At 67.9% G+C, this 19987-nt stretch carries 15 protein-coding genes, 1 tRNA gene and 1 pseudogene; 9 read left to right on the top strand and 8 right to left on the bottom strand.

The window, feature by feature from the left end; all coding sequences use genetic code 11:
• Window positions 1-17 precede the first annotated feature (17 nt).
• Both RUMESO_RS16175 and RUMESO_RS16170 read left to right on the top strand, forming a co-directional pair.
• A complete protein-coding gene (locus RUMESO_RS16175; protein WP_037281595.1) occupies window positions 18-2027 on the top strand; it encodes a PP2C family protein-serine/threonine phosphatase in 2010 nt (669 codons plus the stop codon).
• A gap of 231 nt (window positions 2028-2258) precedes the next feature.
• A complete protein-coding gene (locus RUMESO_RS16170; RefSeq protein ID WP_037281594.1) occupies window positions 2259-2753 on the top strand; it encodes a hypothetical protein in 495 nt (164 codons plus the stop codon).
• A gap of 31 nt (window positions 2754-2784) precedes the next feature.
• Here RUMESO_RS16170 and RUMESO_RS16165 read toward each other — a convergent pair whose 3' ends face one another.
• Both RUMESO_RS16165 and RUMESO_RS16160 read right to left on the bottom strand, forming a co-directional pair.
• Window positions 2785-3315, bottom strand: a complete 531-nt coding sequence (locus tag RUMESO_RS16165) for a GAF domain-containing protein (RefSeq protein WP_051521398.1) — start codon at window positions 3313-3315, stop codon at window positions 2785-2787.
• A 432-nt stretch (window positions 3316-3747) separates the two neighbouring features.
• The gene (locus RUMESO_RS16160; RefSeq protein WP_055725572.1) at window positions 3748-4275 is read right to left on the bottom strand and encodes a HupE/UreJ family protein; all 528 of its coding nucleotides are present in this window, start codon (window positions 4273-4275) and stop codon (window positions 3748-3750) included.
• Window positions 4276-4488: 213 nt separating this feature from the next.
• On the opposite strand from RUMESO_RS16160, the gene opgC reads away from it, so the two are divergent.
• On the top strand, window positions 4489-5709 hold the full coding sequence (gene opgC, locus RUMESO_RS16155) for an OpgC domain-containing protein (protein ID WP_169791188.1): 1221 nt from the start codon (window positions 4489-4491) through the stop codon (window positions 5707-5709).
• A 256-nt stretch (window positions 5710-5965) separates the two neighbouring features.
• Here opgC and RUMESO_RS16150 read toward each other — a convergent pair whose 3' ends face one another.
• The 6 genes from RUMESO_RS16150 to RUMESO_RS16125 form a co-directional block, all read right to left on the bottom strand.
• Window positions 5966-7123, bottom strand: a complete 1158-nt coding sequence (locus RUMESO_RS16150) for a tyrosine-type recombinase/integrase (RefSeq protein ID WP_211262903.1) — start codon at window positions 7121-7123, stop codon at window positions 5966-5968.
• A 62-nt stretch (window positions 7124-7185) separates the two neighbouring features.
• Window positions 7186-7608 carry a helix-turn-helix domain-containing protein gene (locus tag RUMESO_RS16145; RefSeq protein WP_037281588.1) on the bottom strand — a complete coding sequence of 141 codons (423 nt, stop codon included), beginning with the start codon at window positions 7606-7608 and terminating at the stop codon, window positions 7186-7188.
• 13 nt (window positions 7609-7621) lie between these two features.
• Complete coding sequence (locus tag RUMESO_RS16140) at window positions 7622-7789, bottom strand: helix-turn-helix domain-containing protein (RefSeq protein ID WP_037281587.1); 168 nt, start codon at window positions 7787-7789, stop codon at window positions 7622-7624.
• A 97-nt stretch (window positions 7790-7886) separates the two neighbouring features.
• Entirely contained in the window at window positions 7887-8897 is a 1011-nt protein-coding gene (locus RUMESO_RS16135; RefSeq protein WP_156362982.1) for a hypothetical protein, read from the bottom strand.
• 59 nt (window positions 8898-8956) lie between these two features.
• Window positions 8957-10177, bottom strand: a complete 1221-nt coding sequence (locus RUMESO_RS16130) for a tyrosine-type recombinase/integrase (RefSeq protein WP_037281585.1) — start codon at window positions 10175-10177, stop codon at window positions 8957-8959.
• Window positions 10178-10338: 161 nt separating this feature from the next.
• A tRNA-Leu gene (locus tag RUMESO_RS16125) sits at window positions 10339-10425 on the bottom strand.
• 116 nt (window positions 10426-10541) lie between these two features.
• Between RUMESO_RS16125 and RUMESO_RS16120 the strand changes: the two genes are divergently transcribed.
• The 6 genes and pseudogenes from RUMESO_RS16120 to gltB all read left to right on the top strand — a co-directional run bounded on the left by RUMESO_RS16120 (window position 10542) and on the right by gltB (window position 19719).
• Complete coding sequence (locus RUMESO_RS16120) at window positions 10542-11522, top strand: complex I NDUFA9 subunit family protein (protein ID WP_037281583.1); 981 nt, start codon at window positions 10542-10544, stop codon at window positions 11520-11522.
• Between the two features lie 11 nt (window positions 11523-11533).
• Window positions 11534-12340 (top strand): undecaprenyl-diphosphate phosphatase, encoded by an 807-nt coding sequence (locus tag RUMESO_RS16115; protein ID WP_037281582.1) that lies wholly within the window; start codon window positions 11534-11536, stop codon window positions 12338-12340.
• Between the two features lie 159 nt (window positions 12341-12499).
• A complete protein-coding gene (locus RUMESO_RS16110) occupies window positions 12500-13933 on the top strand; it encodes an NAD(P)-dependent oxidoreductase (RefSeq protein WP_082484138.1) in 1434 nt (477 codons plus the stop codon).
• Between the two features lie 76 nt (window positions 13934-14009).
• Window positions 14010-14753, top strand: coding sequence for a hypothetical protein (locus tag RUMESO_RS16105; RefSeq protein ID WP_051521397.1), 744 nt, complete (start codon window positions 14010-14012; stop codon window positions 14751-14753).
• Window positions 14753-15190 carry a GFA family protein gene (locus RUMESO_RS16100; protein WP_037281581.1) on the top strand — a complete coding sequence of 146 codons (438 nt, stop codon included), beginning with the start codon at window positions 14753-14755 and terminating at the stop codon, window positions 15188-15190. Before RUMESO_RS16105 ends, RUMESO_RS16100 begins: the two co-directional genes overlap by 1 nt.
• Window positions 15187-19719 (top strand): annotated as a pseudogene (gene gltB / locus RUMESO_RS16095) (glutamate synthase large subunit). The gene RUMESO_RS16100 and the pseudogene gltB overlap by 4 nt, the downstream one beginning before the upstream one ends.
• The last annotated feature ends 268 nt before the right edge of the window (window positions 19720-19987 follow it).

Raw genomic sequence — 19987 nt, 5'->3', positions numbered from 1 at the left:
AAGACCAACGACTTATCTTGCCTACCTGCATCCGGAAGACCGCCGTGTTCACCATCCGCCGCACCCTAATCGGTCTCTTCCTGCTGCTGGGGGTGGGCCTTTGCACCCTGGTGACGCTCCAGGCCTCGACCACGTTCCTGCAGTACCGTGAGGCGCGGGAGCAGACGGTCTCCAACTCCGCGCGGGAGCTGCTCGCACGCGCCGGTATGGCGCTCGCGGACGAACGGACCGAAGCCTACCTGTCCCTGCTCGGGGCCTCGGTCGTGGAAAAGGGTGCGGCCGAACTGAGCCAGACAACGGACGCGGTGTTTGCGGAAGCAGCCCAGAGCTTGGCCCTGGTGAGGGGCAGTGAAGGTGACGCCGTCCTGGCGCGGCTCCGGCAAGCGCTGACAGATCTTCGGGCCGTCACGGACGCGAGGCGCTCCACCGCCAATCCAGAGGAACGCACGGCTGCAGCCCCCGAGGTGCTGGCCGGCTACTCACAGCTCGTGAAGGACCTCGTCTCGCTCCGGGTGGCTCTGCTGACTCAAGAGAGTCCAGCCGACCCGGGAACCGCCAACGCCTTCCAGATGCGGCGCTACGCCACCATTCTGCTTGAAGCGCTGAGCCTCAACGAGGCCCGGATTGGCGAGCTCCTGACCGATGTGACCCCCGAGGCGCGACGGGCCGCCTGGGACCAGATCCGGGGCAACTCCGAACGCGCGGAACTGGCCTATGAGCTCCTCGGGAACCGAGCCGGGGCAAGCGATCGCGCGGTGGGTCTCAAGCTGGCCGCACTCGCAGTGGCCTATGAGGACCGCTACCATCCGCTGGAGCGACAACTCCTCGCGGATCTTGCGAGTCCTGCGCATGAAGCAGACCAGATCCGCAACGAGGCCTATCCCCTGCTCTGGAGCACGCGACAGATCACGCGCACGGGGGCGGAATTCCAGGAGAGCCTCTTCACCTACTCCCGCGAACGCCTCGCGCAGCAGCAACGCCGCGCGTCCATGCTGGCCCTTCTGTGGGCTAGCCTCTTCCTCGCCGGCCTTTACGCCGTCGTCCACGGCAGCTGGGTCGTGCTGCGCCGGGTCATCACCCCGCTCGACGGCCTGCGCCGGAGCATGCTGGCCCTGGCCGAAGGAGACTTGCACGCGCCCCTGCCAGATCGTGGCACCCAAGATGAGATCGGGGCCATGGCGGACGCCCTACGCGTCTTCAAGGCCAACGCAATCCGGCGGGCCCGGCTCCAGGAGGAGCGCCTTGGCCTGCACGGGAAGCTCCAGGCCGCGCACCGACAGCTCCAGCAGGACCTGGAGGCGGCCTCCGCGGTCCAGCTCTCGCTCCTGCCGGAGCCTGCCCGGTTGGGCGGCGTGGCCTTCACCGGCCGGCTCCAGCCTTCGCACTTCATCTCCGGGGACACCTACGACGTCCTGCGCCAACCTAACGGGCCGGTTCATTTCTTCCTGGCCGACGTGGCGGGGCATGGTGCGGCTGCGGCACTCGTCTCGGTGGCGTCGCGCTATGCCGCGGCCCAGACTATCCTGCAACGCCGCGCCGGCGACAGCCTGGCCGAGGCGATAGCCACGCTCAACGACGACTGGCCCGAGCACCTGCCCTACTTCACCGTGATCATGGGCGAGTTGCGCCCCGAGGAGGGGCGGGGATGCCTTGTGCAGGCGGGCCACCCGCCGCCGCTCCTTCTCCGGCACTCAGGTGTGGTCGAGATGATCGGCGACGGTGGGCTGCCCATCGGTGTCATGCGAGGGGCCACCTTCGACGTGGTCGCCTTCGGCTTCGGGCCCGGCGACCGGCTCCTCGTCTACTCCGATGGCCTCAGCGAGGCCGAAAATCCCTCAGGTCAGCCCTTCACGGAAGAGCGGCTCCTGGACCTTGTGAGGCGCAACCTGCGCCTGCCCACAGCCGATCTGCTCTCCGAAGTGGCCCGGACCGTCCAGGACTGGCGCGGGTCGGCCTCTGCGGAGGACGATATGACCCTGCTCGTTCTGGAAGGCGTCGAGGAGGCATTGCGGGCTGCCGCAGAGTAACGGTTGGCTCCGAGAAGCCGTTGTCCGCTTTGCCACGCCGGCGCTGAAATAAGACCTTGATGCGCCCACAACCCTCTCCCACTTTGTCGGAAGGGACAGTCATTCGGCGTCCTGATGAGAGGAAGCTCCATAGTGATCAATAGGCGTAACCAGTTCTTTCCCAGGCTTATCCTAGCCTCAGCAGTGACTCTGCTTCCATCTGTGGTTCTAGCTGATGGGGAGTACTGGGGGGTGGATGTCTCCGAGAGCTCTCAGGGCGGAGTGCTGGCCGCCAGCCGGGGGAACTGGAACTTCGGCGCGGGCTACACGGTCTATGGAGACGGCGTGAGCGCGAGCCTCAGCCTCACGCGCACCCTTCCCTGGACCTTCGGTGTCGAGGGGCTGTCAATGTCCGCAGGCCCCGCCCTGGGGTTCGGCGGCGGCGACCTGTCCGAGGTTGAGCTCGGGCTCAACGTCGGCATTCAGCGCTATATTGCGTTCGACTGGGGCGCGGTATTCCTGCAGGCCAGCGCTGGTACGAACCGGAAGAACTACTTTACGCAAGCGCAACTCACCCTCGCGGACCCAGGGCTGACGTTCGCGATCTCCCGTGGTGCGAGCCTAGATTACGAGGAGACGAGCCTCAGCGTGAGCAAGCAGCTGGGCGACGGGCCTGTGAGCATACGTGCGGGATACCGCTTCAATGCCGACGAAGTCTTTGTGGGCTTCTCTGTGAATACCTTCTGACGTCGCGCAGCAATAGCTGCACGCTCAGCTGTCACTCGTTGTATCCCAGAATAGCCGAGAGGGCAGTAAGCTTGTGCTGGACGATGACGCTCACCACCTCGTCCGCCATGCCGCCGAGTTCGGCCCTGTCGCCCAGCGTGAACTCTGCAGCCCGGCGCGGCTGTGGGTCCAAGAGGCACAGCGCCCCGAACCGAATGTCCTGCAAATAAATCAGCGGCGCGCCTGCATAGAAGCGAATGAAGGGCTCGCCTGTGACCAGCGGGTTTGCGGCGAAGCGCTCATCCTGCGCGGCATCGGGCACCACGAAGACCAGATCGGTACGGATGGTGTAATCACAGAAGGCCCAAGCTCGGGGTGTCTCCTGTAGATCTGAACCGTCGCGGGCCTTGATGACCTGCGTGTCTTGGTCAATTAGCGTCACCAAGGCCGTGGCCACACCGAAGTGCTCCCGTGCCCGCCGGCAGATCTCGTCCAGTTCAGGCAGGCCCGGTGAGCTGAGCAGCCCCGTCTCATGCAGCGCCTGGATGCGTCGGAACTCAAACTCGGAGTCGAGAGGGTCCACTGCGCTATCCGATTCAAACGAACTCTCAGCCGAGCCCAGGAGCAGCTTACCCCTATTTGAGCCAACAGGGCAGCCCCGCAGGAGAAGCGAGGTCTTCTTGGCCCCCTGCTCTTTGCACGCTCCTGCCTCTGCCCGCCGGTCTCGGCGCGGGGCCCGTCATCTCGCCGCACTGATAAACATGGCCGGGATGACGCGCGTTTGCGGCGAGGATCGCTTCAGGACAGTGAGCCGCTCTAGGCTCTCAAGGAGCGCCTCTCCTTGATGGTGCTTTGAAGCGTCTCCTCTGGACAGAATAGCGGCGCCGATTCCCGCCCTGCCCAGCCCTAAGCAGCTTGGCAGGAGGGCATGGACATGACCGTGACGCCGGTGGTCGCCTTATGATCGACGCCCCGACGACGTCGCGAAGGGCCAGCCTGCCCGGACCAGTCTTTGTCAAGGAGAACGCCGACTTTGGGCCACAGTGAGACCAACGATGACCCCGAGCGACAGCAAGGCCGTCGCCGTCATAATCGATCCAAGCCCGAACCAGCCTGGCATCTCCAAGCCCGCCTCCAGCCCGTGAACATAACCGTGGCAACTGCCGAACATGGCCATCGTGCTCACCGCCTCCCGCAATGGGAGCCGGATGGGGAAGGTGATGGCGCCGGCGAGGAGCAGGAGCGATCCCATGATCAGGATGTGCACCAGCGCATCCACGAGTGGGATCGGCGTCTGGCCTGTGGCGAGCAGGTAGCCCACGGGTGTTCCCAAAAGGAACGCTGCGGGCAGCGCCCATTGTGCCACCCCGCCCCAACGGCCGGCCCAGAGGCCCACGCCCACAAGGACCAGGAAGTGGTCAAGGCCGAGGATCGGGTCCAGGAGACCTGCCGTGAGATGATCCCGCCCGCGCTCCTCGAGCACGAGGAAGGCCAGCAGGGCTGACAGGGCCGTTGCGGTGAAGACCAGGACAACTCGCTTCATCAGGTCCACCCGGGGTTGCGCGGGATTGAGAGTAGAACGTCCCCGCTCGGCGGCGAGAGCCGGGTCTGGATGGATCGCTGGCGCTGGAACCGCTCCCACGATCAGTCATTCCCAAAATGCCGCCGGTCTGACAGCGTCGCCGCACATCGCGGGGAGGATAGCGCCATGGACCACAGGACCCGCCCTTTGCTGGAACAGGCCGGCAGTGCCGACATGACCTCTCTTTATGGGCGGCAGGGCTACCCTAGCTATGCGGGGTATCGCGACCTCCGCTTCGACTTCATGCGCGGTTTCGCGATGCTCTCGGTGGTCGCTGCGCACCTGGAGTTCTTTTCCTGGTTCAACTTCCTGTTCTGGGAGCGGCTCGGGATCATCTCGGCAGCCGAGATGTTCGTCGTCACCGCTGGCCTGGTGTTGGGACTCGTGAACCGCAAGGTGGTGGAGCGAGAGGGCATGGCGAGGGTGACGGAACGGCTCTGGCGCCGTTCCTTTGTCCTCTGGCGGGCGCTGGTCGTGACCGTGCTCCTCATCATTGTCGTCCGAAGCCTTGGCCTCATCGATATGACAGCGGTCACAACCTTCACCGACCGCTTCGCCGGCCAGGTCTATCCGATGATCCCCGCGCCCGAGGTGCCCTGGTATGATCAGCTCGCGCTGGTGCTGACGATGCGCGTCTCGCCTCACCAGATCCAGATCCTCGGGCTCTACGTGTTCCTGCTGGCAGGGGCCCCTCTGGCGCTCTGGCTCCTGCACCGGCGCCTGCTGGGGGTGTTCTTTGGACTGACGTGGGCGCTCTACTTCGCTGGATGGCAGATGCCGCCGGATACGCCGCTCCTGGGGATGCAGTTCGAGTATGCCTTCCCGCTCATGATGTATCAGGTCCTGTTCACCCATGCGCTGGCCGTCGGGTTCTTTCGCGTGGAGATCGCGGTGTGGCTGGCCGATCCTCTTCGCCGCCGCTTGGCCGTCGGGATCACTGTCGCACTGGCGCTGGGCTTCTTCATTTTCGCCCAGGCCACTCCGAACCCCTCCTTTCCCGCATGGTCGCGACTGAACCTGATCTTGGGCGAGCGGTTCCAGGCCATCTACGACGTCTGGTTCGTCAAGAAGCACCCCGGGCTGCTGCGGCTCCTCAACGTGGCCGCGTTCTTCGGCGCACTTTATGCGCTGCTCACCTACTTCTGGCAGCCCCTCAACAAGGCGCTGGGCTGGCTCCTCATCCCCCTGGGCGAGGCCAGCCTTTACGTCTTCCTCATGCACCTCATCTTCATCGTCCTGATCGACCAGATCCCGGGGTACTTCGACGTGATCCCGGACTGGAACGGTGTGTGGCCCACCCGAATCTGGATCAACACCGCCCTTTACCTGGGTACGATGCTGGGGCTCTGGGCCTTGGTGAAAAACAAGGTGCTGTTCAGCGTGGTGCCTCGGTAGAGCAGTCATGTAGGTCCTACACCATTGGCGCGCTTTGCAGGTCGCCAACGAAATCTCTGGCCTTCCTGCCTCTTAGTAATCAATCGCGCTTATCTGCAGCGCGGGGGCTTACGTGGTGCTCGCGGGACGTTCACGCCATTGCTGCCGGCAGAGAGGGCCGAACGTACATGGGATAATTGGTGAGCAATGATGGGCTGCTCCTTGGTCCAATCTGATGGGAGATCAGGCTCACTCCAAATCTTACTAAGTGAGCAGATCATCGTCCTTTCATTCGCGTCAGGACCCTCTCGATCACTTCCAGCTCCTCACGGTTTGCCGCCACGAACGCCGCTCGCCTCTTGTCACTTAGGCCCTGGATCAGCTCCCCTTGTCGGTGCGTGGGAACCTGTCCGTAGCTGGTGAAGGTGGTGAGCACGTCGGCGTGGCCCAGGTTCTGCGACCATGCCTTCATCTCCTCGGGCGAGAGGTCGAGGGCCATGGCGTGCCGCACCAGCATGTCGCGGAAGGAGTGGGGGTTGGAGTAGGGCAGGCCCGCGCCCACGAAGGCGCGTCGGAAGATCTCCCGCACGGGCTCGCTCGTGGCCCAGCCGCGCCGGGCCAGGCCGACGGGCACGAAGCCCCCGTCTGGCCCAAGCCCCATCTCGGTCGCGGGGAAGAGCGGGTCGCTCCGTCCCCAGAGATGGTCCCGCTCCAGCTCGCGCACCCACTCGCCCACGATGCCCAGCGCGCCCTCGTCCACGGGCATGAAGTAGGTGCGGAAGCTCTTGGCGGCCTTGGTCTGCACCTCGCGGGCATCCTGCTCGACGAAGCTCCCCTCGAGATCGACGTGCCCGAGCCGGAAGGACGCGAGCGCCTGCACCCGCGCGCCGGTGAGAGTGGCGAAGGCCAGGAGCGCCCGGTCGCGCCGCTCCAGCGCCGTGGCGCTGGGCATGGCCGCGAGGACATGCCGCACCTGATCGAGCGTCGGCACCCGCTTCTCGCGCCGGGCACGGGCCACGGCTACGTCCTTGTCGGAGAGGTTGAAGTAGTCGGCGTCGGCATAGGCGATGTGCGCCTTGAAGCCGGGCAGATGCGCCAGCCAGAAGAAGAACTCCCGCAGGTGTCGCAAGGTGGCGTGCACGGTGGCCTTGCTGAGTTTCTCCCCTGTCCGCGCATTGGCCGCCTCGGCCAGCTCGCGCTTGAAGGCGACCGCCTGCTCGCGGTGGAAGCGCTTGAAGTCGCGGTGGCGGCTGGACGCCTCGAAGCGGGCGAGCGCCTTTGCCACCCCGTCGATGGTGGCCTCGTCGCGGCCCTTTGCCTCGGCCAGATACCCGAAGTACTCGCGCTTGATCCGCTCGTTGGCGGCGTTGGTCTTTGAGGGCCTGGAAGCCATGCTGATGGGGCTCTTGGCCGTAGTCTGGGGAGTGGTCTTCATCGTCTTGGGCCTTGCTGCTCGAAGTGACAGTTGAGGGAGGGCCTGATCCTCCCCTTTAGGCGTCAGGGAGCCTGTCCCATCTGGACCTCGATCCCGGGCATGACGCGGGCCAGAGCGGTCGCGGAGGCGCGCCGGTGCATGAGCCCGCCACAGGTCCCGCAGAGCGCGCGCAGGTTGCCGGAGCGCGGGTTGAGGGGCACGAAGTCCACCATGGCCTCGGCCGGCGGCTGGGGCGTGCGGCAGCGGAAGCAGTAAAACCGCCCCGGGCCGCAGGGCTGCTTCCGGTCCGTGTTCCGCGCCTTCAGGAACGCGCGAACCGTGCCGCCGTGGAAGAGGACTGGCCGGCCTCGGTCGATGGGCTCAAGCCCCTCGCGCTGCCAGTTGCGCACCGTGTTCTTGTGGATGCCGAGCCGGTCGGCGAGCTCGCAGACCGTGTAGGTGCGGTGCACCTTGATGAGGCTGGGGTTGACGCGTCGGGCCGCCATGGTCGCCGCGTCCTTAGCCCTGCGCCTCGACCAGCCGGCGGATCGACTCCACCCGCACCAGCGTCCGGCGGCCGAGCTTGAAGGCCTCGAGCCGCCCGTCCTTGATCATCTCGTAGACGGACGTTCGGCCGACGCCCAGCATCCGCACCGTGTCGTTGATCGAAACCGCGAGAGGTTCCATGGTCCTGCTCCTGTGCTGACGCCGGCGGATGCCAGCGGATACAGGGGGAGCATGGCGGCTCAGGCCAACGAACTCAGTCAGTTGGGGGCAGGAATGGTCAGGAACCTCCTTTCAGGAAGTTTCTGCCCTCCGTCTGATAAGCCTCGAAGAGCTTCTTGGCCTTGTCCTTTACCGCAGACTCGGAGATATCGTGACCATGGTCGGCCGCCCAGTCGAGCATGGCGTTCTTCACCTCAGCCTGCCGCTGCGGCACGAGCTGTCCGTGGAGAAGCAGGCCAGCAACGGCCACGATCATGTCGTCCCAGAAGGCGCGCGGCGGCTGACCGCCGCCCTTGCCCTGAGCCTTGACCTCGGGCTCATCAGGGACGCTGCGGCCTTGAACTGGTAGCAGCACCTGCAACGACTCCTGCAGGAAGTAGACGCTGCTCAAGGCGATGACATAGGTCCCCTCCGAGATCGCGCCGCGCGCTGTGAAGCTCCCCAGCTCCCAATCCTGCTGAGCCGCACGGTCCTCGGCGAGGTTGCGCCAGAACCAGCAAGGTACGTCCCACTCGCGTTGTTCCCACGTCGAGCCGTCCGGTCGCCTCCTGTCCGCTCGTCTGGCGAGAACCGCGCGTGCCGTGACAAAGCCAAGTCGCCCTTGCTCGATGACCGCGGCCGCCGCGTGCCTCGGGTTCAGCCCGGCTGTCTCGTAGGCGAACTTGCGAGCATCACGTGCGCTGATCCAGGCTGGGTCGCCGGCAACGGACAGACCGCGCGCAACAATCGCACGCCTCTCGGGAGGTAGCAGCTCAAGCAAGCCGCTCATGGCGAAGGTTACGCCGAACGCCTGTACATGCTTGTCGCCATCAAGCGTGGTCGAGAAGTCTCCGGCCCCCCAGTCCTGCTGGAACTCGGTTCCTCCCTCTACGTCCCAGAACTCTGTCGGCACCGCCATGTTCTCTTGGCGACTAACAAGTTTTCCCGTCTTCACGACAAGCAGCCGCGCTTGTGTCGGGACAAGACCTTGCTGAGCTCGTGCACAAAGCGCGCGACGCCCCGCAAGGCCATTGGGGCCGTCCATGACGAGTTTTGCCGCGGTCGCAGCGTCGATCCATTGCTCTGCCATGCGCCGGTTATGGCGGCGTCGCCCGGAAGCCTCAAGCCGAGGGGCGCAAGGTTCCGCGCCTACCGCTCACCCGCCCGGAAGGGCAGCACCTGCGCGCCGTCGCGCAGGGCGTCGAGGTGGTCGCTCCACCATTGCGCCATGGCGACCCGCTCCTTCCAGTGCGCCCCCCGATGATAGGCCGCGCGAACCTGATCGCTGTCCTTGTGCGCCAGCGCCCGCTCGATGGCGTCCGGCGACCACTTACCCGACTCGTTCAGCAGCGTGCTTGCCATGGCCCGGAAACCATGCGCGGTCATCTCGCCCTGATCGAAGCCCATCCGGCGGAGCGCCGCGTTGGCCGTGTTCTCGGACAGGCAGCGGTCCGGCTTGCCCAGAGCGGGAAAGACGAAGCGCCCCCAGCCCGACAGCACCCTTGCCTCCATTAGGATCGCGAGCGACTGGCGCGACAATGGGATCACATGCTCGCGCCGCATCTTCATGCGCTTGGACGGGATACGCCAGACAGCGGCGTCGAAGTCGAACTCCGACCATTCCGCTTGCCGCAGCTCGCCCGGCCTGACGAAGACATGCGGCGATAAGGCCAGCGCGAGCCGCGTGATAGGTTGCCCGCTGTAGGCGTCTATCGCCCGCAGCAGCTCGCCCACCCGCTTGGGCTCGATGATCGCCGCGAGGTTCTTGGGGCAGGGGGCCGCCACGGCGCCCACCAGCAGGGCGGCGGGATCGCTCTTGGCCCGCGCGGTCGCCACGGCGTAGCGGAAGACCCGGCTGGCGAAGGCGCGGGTGCGTCGGGCGGTCTCAAGCTGGGCTTTGCCTTCTTGCTTCTTGAGCACGGCCAGAAGCTCGTGCGGCTCCACCTGATCTACCGGCCGGTGCCCGATCATCGGGAGGAGCCATTCCCGCGCCCACCGCAGCTTCGAGATGGTGGCCGGTGCGCGCCCCTCGCGCTCCGCCTTCTCGATGTATTCCTGCGATACGGCTCCGAAGGTGGTTCCGACCGCGATCTTGGCTGCGATCCGCTTCCGGCGCTTGAGGGCGGACGGGTCCTCGCCACCGCTCGCGGCCTCCCGCGCCGCATCCCTGGCCTTACGCGCCTCGCTCAGGGTGATCTCGGGATAGCGGCCCAGCGCCAGCTTCCGCTCAACCCCGTGCATCCGATACTTGAGCCGCCAGAGCTTGCCACCCGAGGGCGTGACCAGGAGATAGAGTCCCGCGCTGTCCGCGAGCTTGTAGTCCTTGTCGCGGGGCTTTGCGCTCCGCACCGCCACGTCCGTCAGCGCCATGTCGCCCCCCAACCGTGCCCGCTCCGAAGGCCCCCAAAAAGGCCCCCACTTCGCGGTGGCTTTGGGCGAACAGAGCCGGACAGCCACGGACGAAGTGGCTCTAAATCTACATGGATTCAGGGGCTTTGTCGATCTTCGGCGAACATCGGCGAAGGGGGTAGTGGTGCCCAGGAGAGGACTCGAACCTCCACGTCCTTTCGGACACTGGTACCTGAAACCAGCGCGTCTACCAATTCCACCACCTGGGCACGGGGTGTGGCGTGGCTCTTACGGGGCTGCGCGGGGGTGTCAACGGCCCCCGATGCGCTTGCCCGCGCGTCGATGCGCGGCTAGATGGGCTCGGACGCGCAAAGGGGGATGGCCCATGTCGAAGCTGGTCACGATCTTCGGGGGCTCGGGCTTCCTCGGGCGCTACGTCGCCCGCCGCCTCGCCAAGGAGGGGTGGCGCGTCCGCGTCGCCGTCCGCGACCCCAACCTCGCCGGCTTCGTGCGGATGTACGGCCATGTCGGCCAGGTCGTCCCCGTCGCCTGCAACATCCGCGACGACGAATCGGTCCGCGCGGTCCTCTCGGGCGCCGACGCCGCCGTGAACTGCGTGGGCACCTTCGACCGTAAGGGCCGCAACAGCTTCCAGGCGATCCACGTGGACGCCGCCGCCCGCGTCGCGCGCCTCTGCCTCGACCAGGGGGTCCGCCGCCTCGTCCACGTCTCGGCGCTGGGCGCCGACCTCCAGGGCCGCAGCGAATACGCCCGCTCCAAGGCGCAAGGCGAGCAGGCCGTCCTCGAACACATGCCCCATGCCGTGATCCTGCGCCCCTCGATCATGTTCGGGCAGGAGGACAACTTCTTCAACCGCTTCGCCACCATGGCCTCGCGCGGGCCGGTCCTGCCCGTGATCGGCGCCGACACCGCCTTCCAGCCGGTCTGGGTGGACGACGTGGCCGCCGCCGCCGCGCTGGGCGTCAACGGCCGCGCCGCGCCCGGCATCTACGAGCTCGGCGGCCCCGAGGTCGCGACCTTCCGCGAGCTCATGCAGCGGATGCTCGGCGTCATCCGTCGCCGCCGCCCGGTGATCGGCCTGCCCTTCTGGCTCGGCAGCCTCATGGGGACCGTGTTCGAGGCCGGACGCACCGTCACCGGTGGCCTCGCGCCCCTGCCCGTGACCCGCGACCAGGTCGCCTCGCTCCGGTCGCCCAACGTGGCCACGGGCCGCGCCCCCGGCTTCGAGGCGCTGGGGATCGCGCCGACCGCCATGGAATCGGTGCTGCCCGACTACCTGTGGCGCTTCCGCCCCTCGGGGCAATACGCGGCCATCCAGGAATCCGCGCGCAACCTGCGCGCCTGACAGGATCCGCCATGACCCTGCCAGAGGCCGTCACGGCCGCCGCCCTCGGCCTGCTCGAGGGCGCGACCGAGTTCATCCCCGTCTCCTCGACCGGCCACCTGCTGCTCGCCAGCCACTTCCTCGGCTTCCAGAGCGCGGGCCAGGCCTTCGAGGTGGTGATCCAGCTCGGCGCCATCCTGGCCATCGTCGTGCTCTACGCCGGCAAGCTCGCCTGGGCCTTCGGGCGGGCGCCCCGCGACCCCGAGGCGCGGCGCTTCATCCTGACCGTGCTCGTGGCCTTCCTGCCTGCCGCCGTGCTGGGCCTCCTGCTGCACGACTTCATCAAGACGGTGCTCTTCGAGACGCCGCGCCTGATCGCCGTCATGCTGGTCCTGGGCGGCATCGTCCTCCTCCTCATCGACCGCATGGCGCTGCGCCCCCGCTACGACCAGGCCGACCACCTGCCGCTCCGCACCGCCTTCGGGATCGGCCTCTTCCAGTGCCTCGCGCTGGTGCCCGGCGTGTCCCGCTCAGGCGCGACCATCGTCGGCGCGCTGCTCCTCGGGACGACCCGGCGCGCCGCCGCCGAGTTCTCGTTCTTCCTGTCGCTGCCCACCATGGGCGCCGCCGTGGCCCTCGACCTCTACGAGAGCCGCGACCAGCTCAACGCCGACGACATCGGCCTGATCGCCATCGGCTTCGCGGTCGCCTTCCTGAGCGGCCTCCTCGTGGTCCGCTGGCTGCTGGCCTACCTCACCCGGCACGGGTTCGCCTTCTTCGGCTGGTGGCGAATCGTCGTGGGCGTGGTGGCCTTCGCCCTTCTTTCCTTGGGGTTCTGAGAATATAGGGAATAAAAGCTGACCTAATAAGAGGCGAGTTCCGCCGTTAGACCCGGGCCTCCGCGGCAGGAATCCTCCATTTAGGTCAGCATTGCTGACTTGCTATGTCAGCGGCCCTGCCGTATTGCGCATTCCGACCCTGCGTCAGGAGGATGCGCCGTGGCCGTCGAGAAGATGCTCAAGTTCGTCACCGTCGGCCGCGACATGCCGCAGAAGCGGCCCGCCGAGGCGCGCCGCCTCGACTTCCTGGAGATCTACGGCGACTTCGCCCAGCCCAAGGCGGCCGAGCAGGCCTCGCGCTGCTCGCAATGCGGCGTGCCCTACTGCCAAGCCCATTGCCCGGTCTACCACAACATCCCCGACTGGCTGCGCCTTACCGCCGAAGGCCGCCTGCAGGAGGCCTACGAGATCGCGCAGGCCGCCAACAACTTCCCGGAGTTCACGGGCCGCATCTGCCCGCAGGACCGCCTCTGCGAGGGCAACTGCGTCATCGAGCAGGCGGGCCACGGCACCGTCACCATCGGCTCGGTGGAGCGCTACATCACCGACAACGCCTGGAACCAGGGCTGGGTGAAGCCCATCCGCCCGGCGCAGGAGCGTCCCGAGTCCGTCGGCATCATCGGCGCGGGCCCGGCGGGCCTCGCCGCCGCCGACACGCTGCGCCGCGCCGGCCTGCAGGTCACCGTCTACGACCGCCACGACCGCGCCGGGGGCCTCCTGACCTACGGCATCCCGGGCTTCAAGCTCGAGAAGGACGTGGTCATGCGCCGCATCGACCAGCTCCGCGACGGCGGCGTGGAGTTCGTCCTCGACTGCAACGTGGGCGAGACGCTCACCTTCGACGCCATCCGGGGCCGCCACGACGCCGTCCTCATCGCCACCGGCGTCTACAAGTCGCGCGACATCGAGGGCGAGGGCTCGCAGGCGCGCGGCATCGTCCGCGCCATCGACTATCTCACCGCCTCGAACCGCAAGCAGTTCGGCGACGAGGTGCCCGAGTTCGACTCCGGGGAGCTCGACGCCTCCGGCAAGCGCGTCGTCGTCATCGGCGGCGGCGATACCGCCATGGATTGCGTCCGCACCGCCATCCGCCAGGGCGCGGCCTCGGTGAAGTGCCTCTACCGCCGCGACCGCGCCAACATGCCCGGGTCCCAGCGCGAGGTCGCCAACGCCGAGGAGGAGGGCGTGGAGTTCGTCTGGCTCTCCGCCCCCGAGGGCTTCGTCGGCGACGCGGTCGAGGGCGTGAAGGTCCAGCGGATGCGCCTCGGCGCCCCCGACACCACGGGCCGCCGCTCGCCCGAGCCGATGGGCGAGGTCGTCCTCGAAGGCGCCGACCTCGTGGTCAAGGCGCTGGGCTTCGAGCCCGAGCCGCTCCCCGCGCTCTGGGCCACGCCCGGCCTCGAGGTCACCCGCTGGGGCACGATCCGCGCCCAGTTCGGCTCCGGCCAGACCTCGCTCGACGGCGTCTTCGCGGCCGGCGACATCGTCCGTGGCGCGAGCCTCGTGGTCTGGGCGATCCGCGACGGCCGCGATTGCGCGGGCGCGATCCTCAGCTACCTGAACCAGAGCGCGACCGCCGTCGCCGCCGAGTAAGGCAAACGTTCCTCGACAGGGGACGCGGGGCAGGGCCATCTGGGCCCGCCCAACCGCTCCAAAGGACCCGATCCCGATGCGTCGCCTCGCTCTCCTCCCCCTGCTGGCCCTCGCCGCCCCCGCCCTCGCGCAGGAGGCCGCTCCGCAGCAGTCCCAGCCCGGCCAGACCTTCCAGCCCCCGGCGGGCTGCACGGCCTACCTCACCGTGCAGATGTCCTCCTGCACGGTGTCCCACCACTTCACCTGCGAGAACGACCCCGCCGGCTGGCAGCGCCGCGTCGACATGGACGAGGGGGGCGTGACCTACTTCGGCGCCATCGACGGCCAGACCGAATGGGTGGAATCCTTTCACGTCCTGTCGCAGCACAGCGAATTCCTGGCCCCGAACCCGGCCGATCCCGCCAACTTCGACGACCTCCTCTCCAAGGGCGAGGACCACTGGGACTTCACGACCAACTCCGACCAGATCGGCCCGACCCGCTACGTGGGCTACGACAAGCTCACGGGCGAGACGACGACCATCGACGGCGTGACGCTCGACCGCACCGAATACGCGATCACCGCCTACGCCCCCGACGGCTCCGAGGTCTGGCGCGGCACGGGCAGCGAATACGTGAGCCGCGACTGGCGGATGTTCCTGTCCGGCCAGAGCAGCGTCGTCGTGGGCGAGGACGTGGAGGAGGTCGACGACACGCCCAAGGAGTTCATCCGCCCCGGCGAGCGCGGCTTCCTCTCGGTCAACCCCAAGTATGGCTGCAACGAGGTCATGTCGTCCAACGACGCGCCGCTGATGTCGCCGGTCCCGGGAGGGCAGGGCTGATGGAGGGCCGCTGCCTCTGCGGCGCCGTCGCCATCCGCGTCGAGGGCGAGCACGACCCCCGCGTCGGCGCCTGCCATTGCCGGATGTGCCAGCGCTGGAGCGGGGGCCTCTTCCTCTGCTTCACCGCGCCGGCCGCCTCGGTGGTCGTGACGGGCGAGGCGCGGGAGTTCCAGAGCTCCCCCTTCGCCCGGCGCGGCTTCTGCCCCGCCTGCGGCACGCATCTCTGGTTCCGCGACCAGGACGAGAAGGGCGAGCCTCGGGACGCCGGCTATGAGCTGATGCCCGGCCTCTTCGACGAGGCGAAGGACTGGCCGCTCCGGTCCGAGATCTACGTCGACCGCGCCATGGAGTCGGCCAGGCTCGCCGGCGACCACCCGCGCAAGACGCGGGCCGACTACGAACAGCACAACCCCTTCATCGAAGGAGATGACCCATGACGACCACCTACGACGACTCCTGGGTCAAGGCCGAGGAAGCGAAGCGCGCCTGGATGCACGAGCACTCGCTCTACAAGGCCGACGACGAGCACGCCTCCTGCGGCGTGGGCCTCGTGGTCTCCATCGAGGGCAAGCCGTCGCGGGGCGTGGTCGAGAAGGGCATCCAGGCGCTCCAGGCGGTCTGGCACCGGGGCGCGGTGGACGCCGACGGCAAGACCGGCGACGGCGCGGGCATCCATGTCCAGATCCCCGTGCGCTTCTTCTACGACCAGGTCCGCCGGACGGGGCACGAGCCCGCGCTGGACAAGCTCATCGCCGTGGGCCAGGTCTTCCTGCCCCGCACCGACTTCGCCGCGCAGGAGCGCTGCCGGACCATCGTCGAGTCCGAGGTCCTCCGCATGGGCCACTACATCTACGGCTGGCGCCACGTCCCCGTGGACATCTCGGTCCTCGGCGAGAAGGCCAACGCCACGCGCCCCGAGATCGAGCAGATCCTCATCCGCTGCGAGAAGCCCCTCAGCACCGAGGAGTTCGAGCGCGAGCTCTACATCATCCGCCGCCGCATCGAGAAGGCGGCCGTCGCCGCGCAGGTGAACCTCTACCTCGCCTCGCTCTCCTGCCGCTCGATCATCTACAAGGGGATGATGCTGGCCGAGCAGGTCGCGACCTTCTACCCCGACCTGCAGGACGAGCGGTTCGAGAGCGCCTTCGCCATCTTCCACCAGCGCTACTCCACCAACACCTTCCCGCAATGGGCGCTCGCGCAGCCCTTCCGGATGCTCGCCCACAACGGCGAGATCAACACGCTCAAGGGCAACGTGAACTGGACGCGGTCGCACGAGATCCGCATGAGCTCCGACGCCTTCGGCGAGATGGCCGAGGACATCAAGCCGATCATCCCCTCCGGCACCTCCGACTCGGGCGCCCTCGACTCGGTGTTCGAGGCCCTGGTCCGCGCCGGCCGCTCCGCCCCCATGGCCAAGACGATCCTCGTCCCCGAGGCCTGGTCCAAGATGACCGGCGAGATGCCGAAGGCCTGGCAGGACATGTACGCCTACTGCAACTCGATCATGGAGCCCTGGGACGGCCCCGCCGCGCTCGCCATGACCGACGGCCGCTGGGTCTGCGGCGGCCTCGACCGCAACGGCCTCCGCCCGCTGCGCTACGTCGTCACGACGGATGGCCTCCTCGTCGCCGGCTCCGAGGCGGGCATGGTCCCCGTCGAGGAAAGGAACGTCCGAGAGAAGGGCGCGCTCGGTCCCGGCCAGATGATCGCCGTCGACATGGAGGAGGGCCGCCTCTACCACGACGTGGAGATCAAGGACCGCCTCGCCGCCTCGCAGCCCTTCTCGCAATGGGTCGAGAAGGTCGTGGACCTCAACGCCCTCCTGCGCGACGTGCCGGAAAAGGCGCTCTTCGCGGGCGAGGAGCTCCGCCGCCGCCAGATCGCCGCCGGCTACTCGGTCGAGGAGCTGGAGCAGGTCCTCGCCCCATGGCCGAGGACGGCAAGGAGCTGATCGCGAGCATGGGCGACGACACGCCCGCCGCCGTGCTCTCGGCCGTCTACCGTCCGCTCTCGCACTACTTCCGCCAGAACTTCAGCCAGGTCACGAACCCGCCCATCGACTCCCTGCGGGAGGGCCGGGTGATGTCGCTCAAGACCCGCTTCGGCAACCTCAAGAACGTGCTCGACGAGGACTCCTCGCAGACCGAGATCCTCGTCCTTGAATCGCCGTTCATCGCCAACGCCGAGTTCGACGTCATGGTCGAGACCTTCGGCGCGCAGGTGGCCTTCATCGACTGCGCCTTCCTCCCCGGTCCCGACGCCCTGCGGCAGGGCCTGGAGCGCATCCGCGCCGAGGCCGAGGACGCCGTCCGCTCCGGCGCCTCGCACATCGTCCTCACCGACGAGCATCAGGACGCCACCAAGGTCCCGATGCCGATGATCCTCGCCACCAGCGCCGTCCATAGCTGGCTCACCCGCAAGGGCCTGCGCACCTTCACCTCGCTCAACGTCCGCAGCGCGGAGTGCATCGACCCGCATTACTTCGCGGTCCTCATCTCCTCGGGCGCGACCACGGTGAACGCCTACCTCGCGCAGGACTCCATCGCCGACCGCATCGCGCGCGGCCTCCTCGACGGCACCCTCGTGGACGCCATGCGCCGCTACCGCGCGGCGGTGGACGCGGGCCTCCTCAAGATCATGTCCAAGATGGGCATCTCGGTGATCTCCTCCTACCGGGGCGGCCTCAACTTCGAGGCCGTGGGCCTGAGCCGCGCCATGTGCGCCGAATACTTCCCCGGGATGCACTCGCGCATCTCCGGCATCGGCCTCATCGGCCTCCAGCGGAAGATCGAGGAGGTCCCACGCCAAGGGCTGGCACGGCCCGACCGGCCTCCTCCCCATCGGTGGCTTCTACAAGGCGCGGCGCTCGGGCGAGAAGCACGCCTGGGAAGCCACGACCATGCACCTGATGCAGACCGCCTGCGACCGGGCCTCCTACGAGATCTGGCAGCAGTATGCCAAGGCCATGCAGTCCAACCCGCCGATCCACCTGCGGGACCTGCTGGCCATCAAGCCGCTGGGCAACCCCATCCCCATCGAGCAGGTGGAAAGCATCACCGCGATCCGCAAGCGCTTCGTCACGCCGGGGATGTCGCTCGGCGCCCTCTCGCCCGAGGCGCACAAGACCCTCAACGTCGCCATGAACCGGATCGGTGCCAAGTCCGACTCCGGCGAGGGCGGCGAGGACCCGGCGCACTTCACGCCCGAGTCCAACGGCGACAATCCCTCGGCCAAGATCAAGCAGGTCGCGTCGGGCCGCTTCGGCGTCACGGCGGAATACCTCAACGCCTGCGAGGAGCTGGAGATCAAGGTGGCCCAGGGCGCCAAGCCCGGCGAGGGCGGCCAGCTTCCCGGCATGAAGGTCACGGCCCTGATCGCGCGGCTTCGCCACTCCACCCCCGGCGTGACGCTCATCAGCCCGCCGCCGCACCACGACATCTACTCGATCGAGGACCTCGCCCAGCTCATCTACGACCTAAAGCAGATCAACCCGCGCGCCAAGGTGACGGTGAAGCTGGTGTCGAGCAGCGGCGTCGGCACGATCGCGGCGGGCGTGGCCAAGGCCAAGGCCGACGTCATCCTCATCTCGGGCCACAACGGCGGCACCGGGGCCTCCCCGGCCACGTCCATCAAGTATGCCGGCCTCCCCTGGGAGATGGGCCTGACCGAGGCGCATCAGGTCCTGTCGATGAACAACCTCCGCGGCCGCGTCACGCTGCGGACGGACGGGGGTCTCCGCACCGGCCGCGACATCGTCATGGCCGCCATGATGGGCGCCGAGGAATACGGCATCGGCACCGCCGCCCTGATCGCCATGGGCTGCATCATGGTCCGCCAGTGCCAGTCGAACACCTGCCCGGTGGGCGTCTGCACCCAGGACGAGCGTCTCCGCGCCAAGTTCACCGGCACGGCCGACAAGGTGGTGAACCTCATCACCTTCTACGCCACCGAGGTGCGCGAGATCCTCGCCTCCATCGGCGCCCGCAGCCTCGACGAGGTCATCGGCCGCGCCGACCTCCTCACGCAGGTCTCGCGCGGCTCCACGCACCTCGACGACCTCGACCTCAACCCGCTCCTCATCACCGTGGACGGCGCGCGGACGACGGTCTTCGACCGCGCCAAGCCCCGCAACGCCGTGCCGGACACGCTGGACGCCGAGATCGTCAAGGACGCCGAGCGTTTCCTGCAGGACGGGGAGAAGATGCAGCTCGCCTACGCCGTGCGGAACACAGACCGCACCATTGGCACCCGCGTCAGCTCGCACATCGTCAAGCGCTTCGGGATGCGGAACGGCCTCCAGCCCGACCACCTGACGATCAAGCTCACCGGCTCCGCCGGCCAGTCGCTCGGCGCCTTCGCCGCCCCCGGCCTCAAGATCGAGGTCGCGGGCGAGGCCAACGACTACGTCGGCAAGGGCCTCTCGGGCGGCACCATCGTGGTCAAGCCAGCGATGGCCTCGCCGCTGGTGGCCGCCGAGAACACCATCATCGGCAACACCGTCCTCTACGGCGCGACGGGGGGCTTCCTCTTCGCGTCGGGGCGGGCCGGAGAGCGCTTCGCCGTCCGCAACTCGGGCGCGTCGGTGGTGGTCGAGGGCTGCGGCACCAACGGCTGTGAATACATGACCGGGGGCGTCGCGGTGATCCTCGGCCGCATCGGCGCCAACTTCGGCGCCGGCATGACCGGGGGCATGGCCTATGTCTGGGACCCCGAGGGCAAGGCGCGGGGCCTCCTGAACACGGAGTCCCTCGTCACCTGCCCAGTGACGGTCCCGCACTGGGAGAACGAGCTCCGTTCCCTCGTGGAGCGCCACCAGCATGAGACCGGCTCCCGCCGCGCGGCCGAGCTCCTCTCCGACTGGGCGACCTCCCTGGGCCAGTTCCTGCAGGTCTGTCCCAAGGAGATGCTCCCCCACCTCGCGCATCCGCTCGCGCAGGAGGAGCTGGCCGTCCCGGCCGAGTGACCCCGCCTCCATGACCCGACAGGGCCGCGCCTCCCCAGGCGCGGCCCTTGTCGTTTGAAGGCCCCGCCTGGGCCGGCGGCACTGATTCGCTCTGCCAGCGGGACATTCCGGTCCTCGCCGCCAGGGGGCCACGCAACACCCCCGTCGGCCGACTTCCCTCGCCGGATCAACCCCTTGCCCCCGGGGTGTTGCGTCGCCCCACCCCCCACCGAACGCCGCGTTTACCGCTCGTTAACCCCGCTCCGGCATCCTGATCCGCATCAGACAC

The organism is Rubellimicrobium mesophilum DSM 19309, assembly GCF_000600335.2.
GTDB lineage: Bacteria > Pseudomonadota > Alphaproteobacteria > Rhodobacterales > Rhodobacteraceae > Rubellimicrobium > Rubellimicrobium mesophilum.
The sequence above is the reverse complement of the archived record's forward strand: the minus strand, read 5'-3'. Positions and strand labels throughout refer to the sequence as shown.

Coding starts and splice junctions, on each gene's coding strand:
- RUMESO_RS16160 (WP_055725572.1), bottom strand. CDS start 4,275: ATGAAGCGAGTTGTCCTGGTCTTCACCGCAACGGCCCTGTCAGCCCTG.
- RUMESO_RS16145 (WP_037281588.1), bottom strand. CDS start 7,608: ATGGCGGCCCGACGCGTCAACCCCAGCCTCATCAAGGTGCACCGCACC.
- RUMESO_RS16115 (WP_037281582.1), top strand. CDS start 11,534: ATGACCCTGCCAGAGGCCGTCACGGCCGCCGCCCTCGGCCTGCTCGAG.
- RUMESO_RS16140 (WP_037281587.1), bottom strand. CDS start 7,789: ATGGAACCTCTCGCGGTTTCGATCAACGACACGGTGCGGATGCTGGGC.
- RUMESO_RS16105 (WP_051521397.1), top strand. CDS start 14,010: ATGCGTCGCCTCGCTCTCCTCCCCCTGCTGGCCCTCGCCGCCCCCGCC.
- RUMESO_RS16135 (WP_156362982.1), bottom strand. CDS start 8,897: ATGGCAGAGCAATGGATCGACGCTGCGACCGCGGCAAAACTCGTCATG.
- RUMESO_RS16120 (WP_037281583.1), top strand. CDS start 10,542: ATGTCGAAGCTGGTCACGATCTTCGGGGGCTCGGGCTTCCTCGGGCGC.
- RUMESO_RS16100 (WP_037281581.1), top strand. CDS start 14,753: ATGGAGGGCCGCTGCCTCTGCGGCGCCGTCGCCATCCGCGTCGAGGGC.
- RUMESO_RS16130 (WP_037281585.1), bottom strand. CDS start 10,177: ATGGCGCTGACGGACGTGGCGGTGCGGAGCGCAAAGCCCCGCGACAAG.
- opgC (WP_169791188.1), top strand. CDS start 4,489: ATGACCTCTCTTTATGGGCGGCAGGGCTACCCTAGCTATGCGGGGTAT.
- RUMESO_RS16150 (WP_211262903.1), bottom strand. CDS start 7,123: ATGAAGACCACTCCCCAGACTACGGCCAAGAGCCCCATCAGCATGGCT.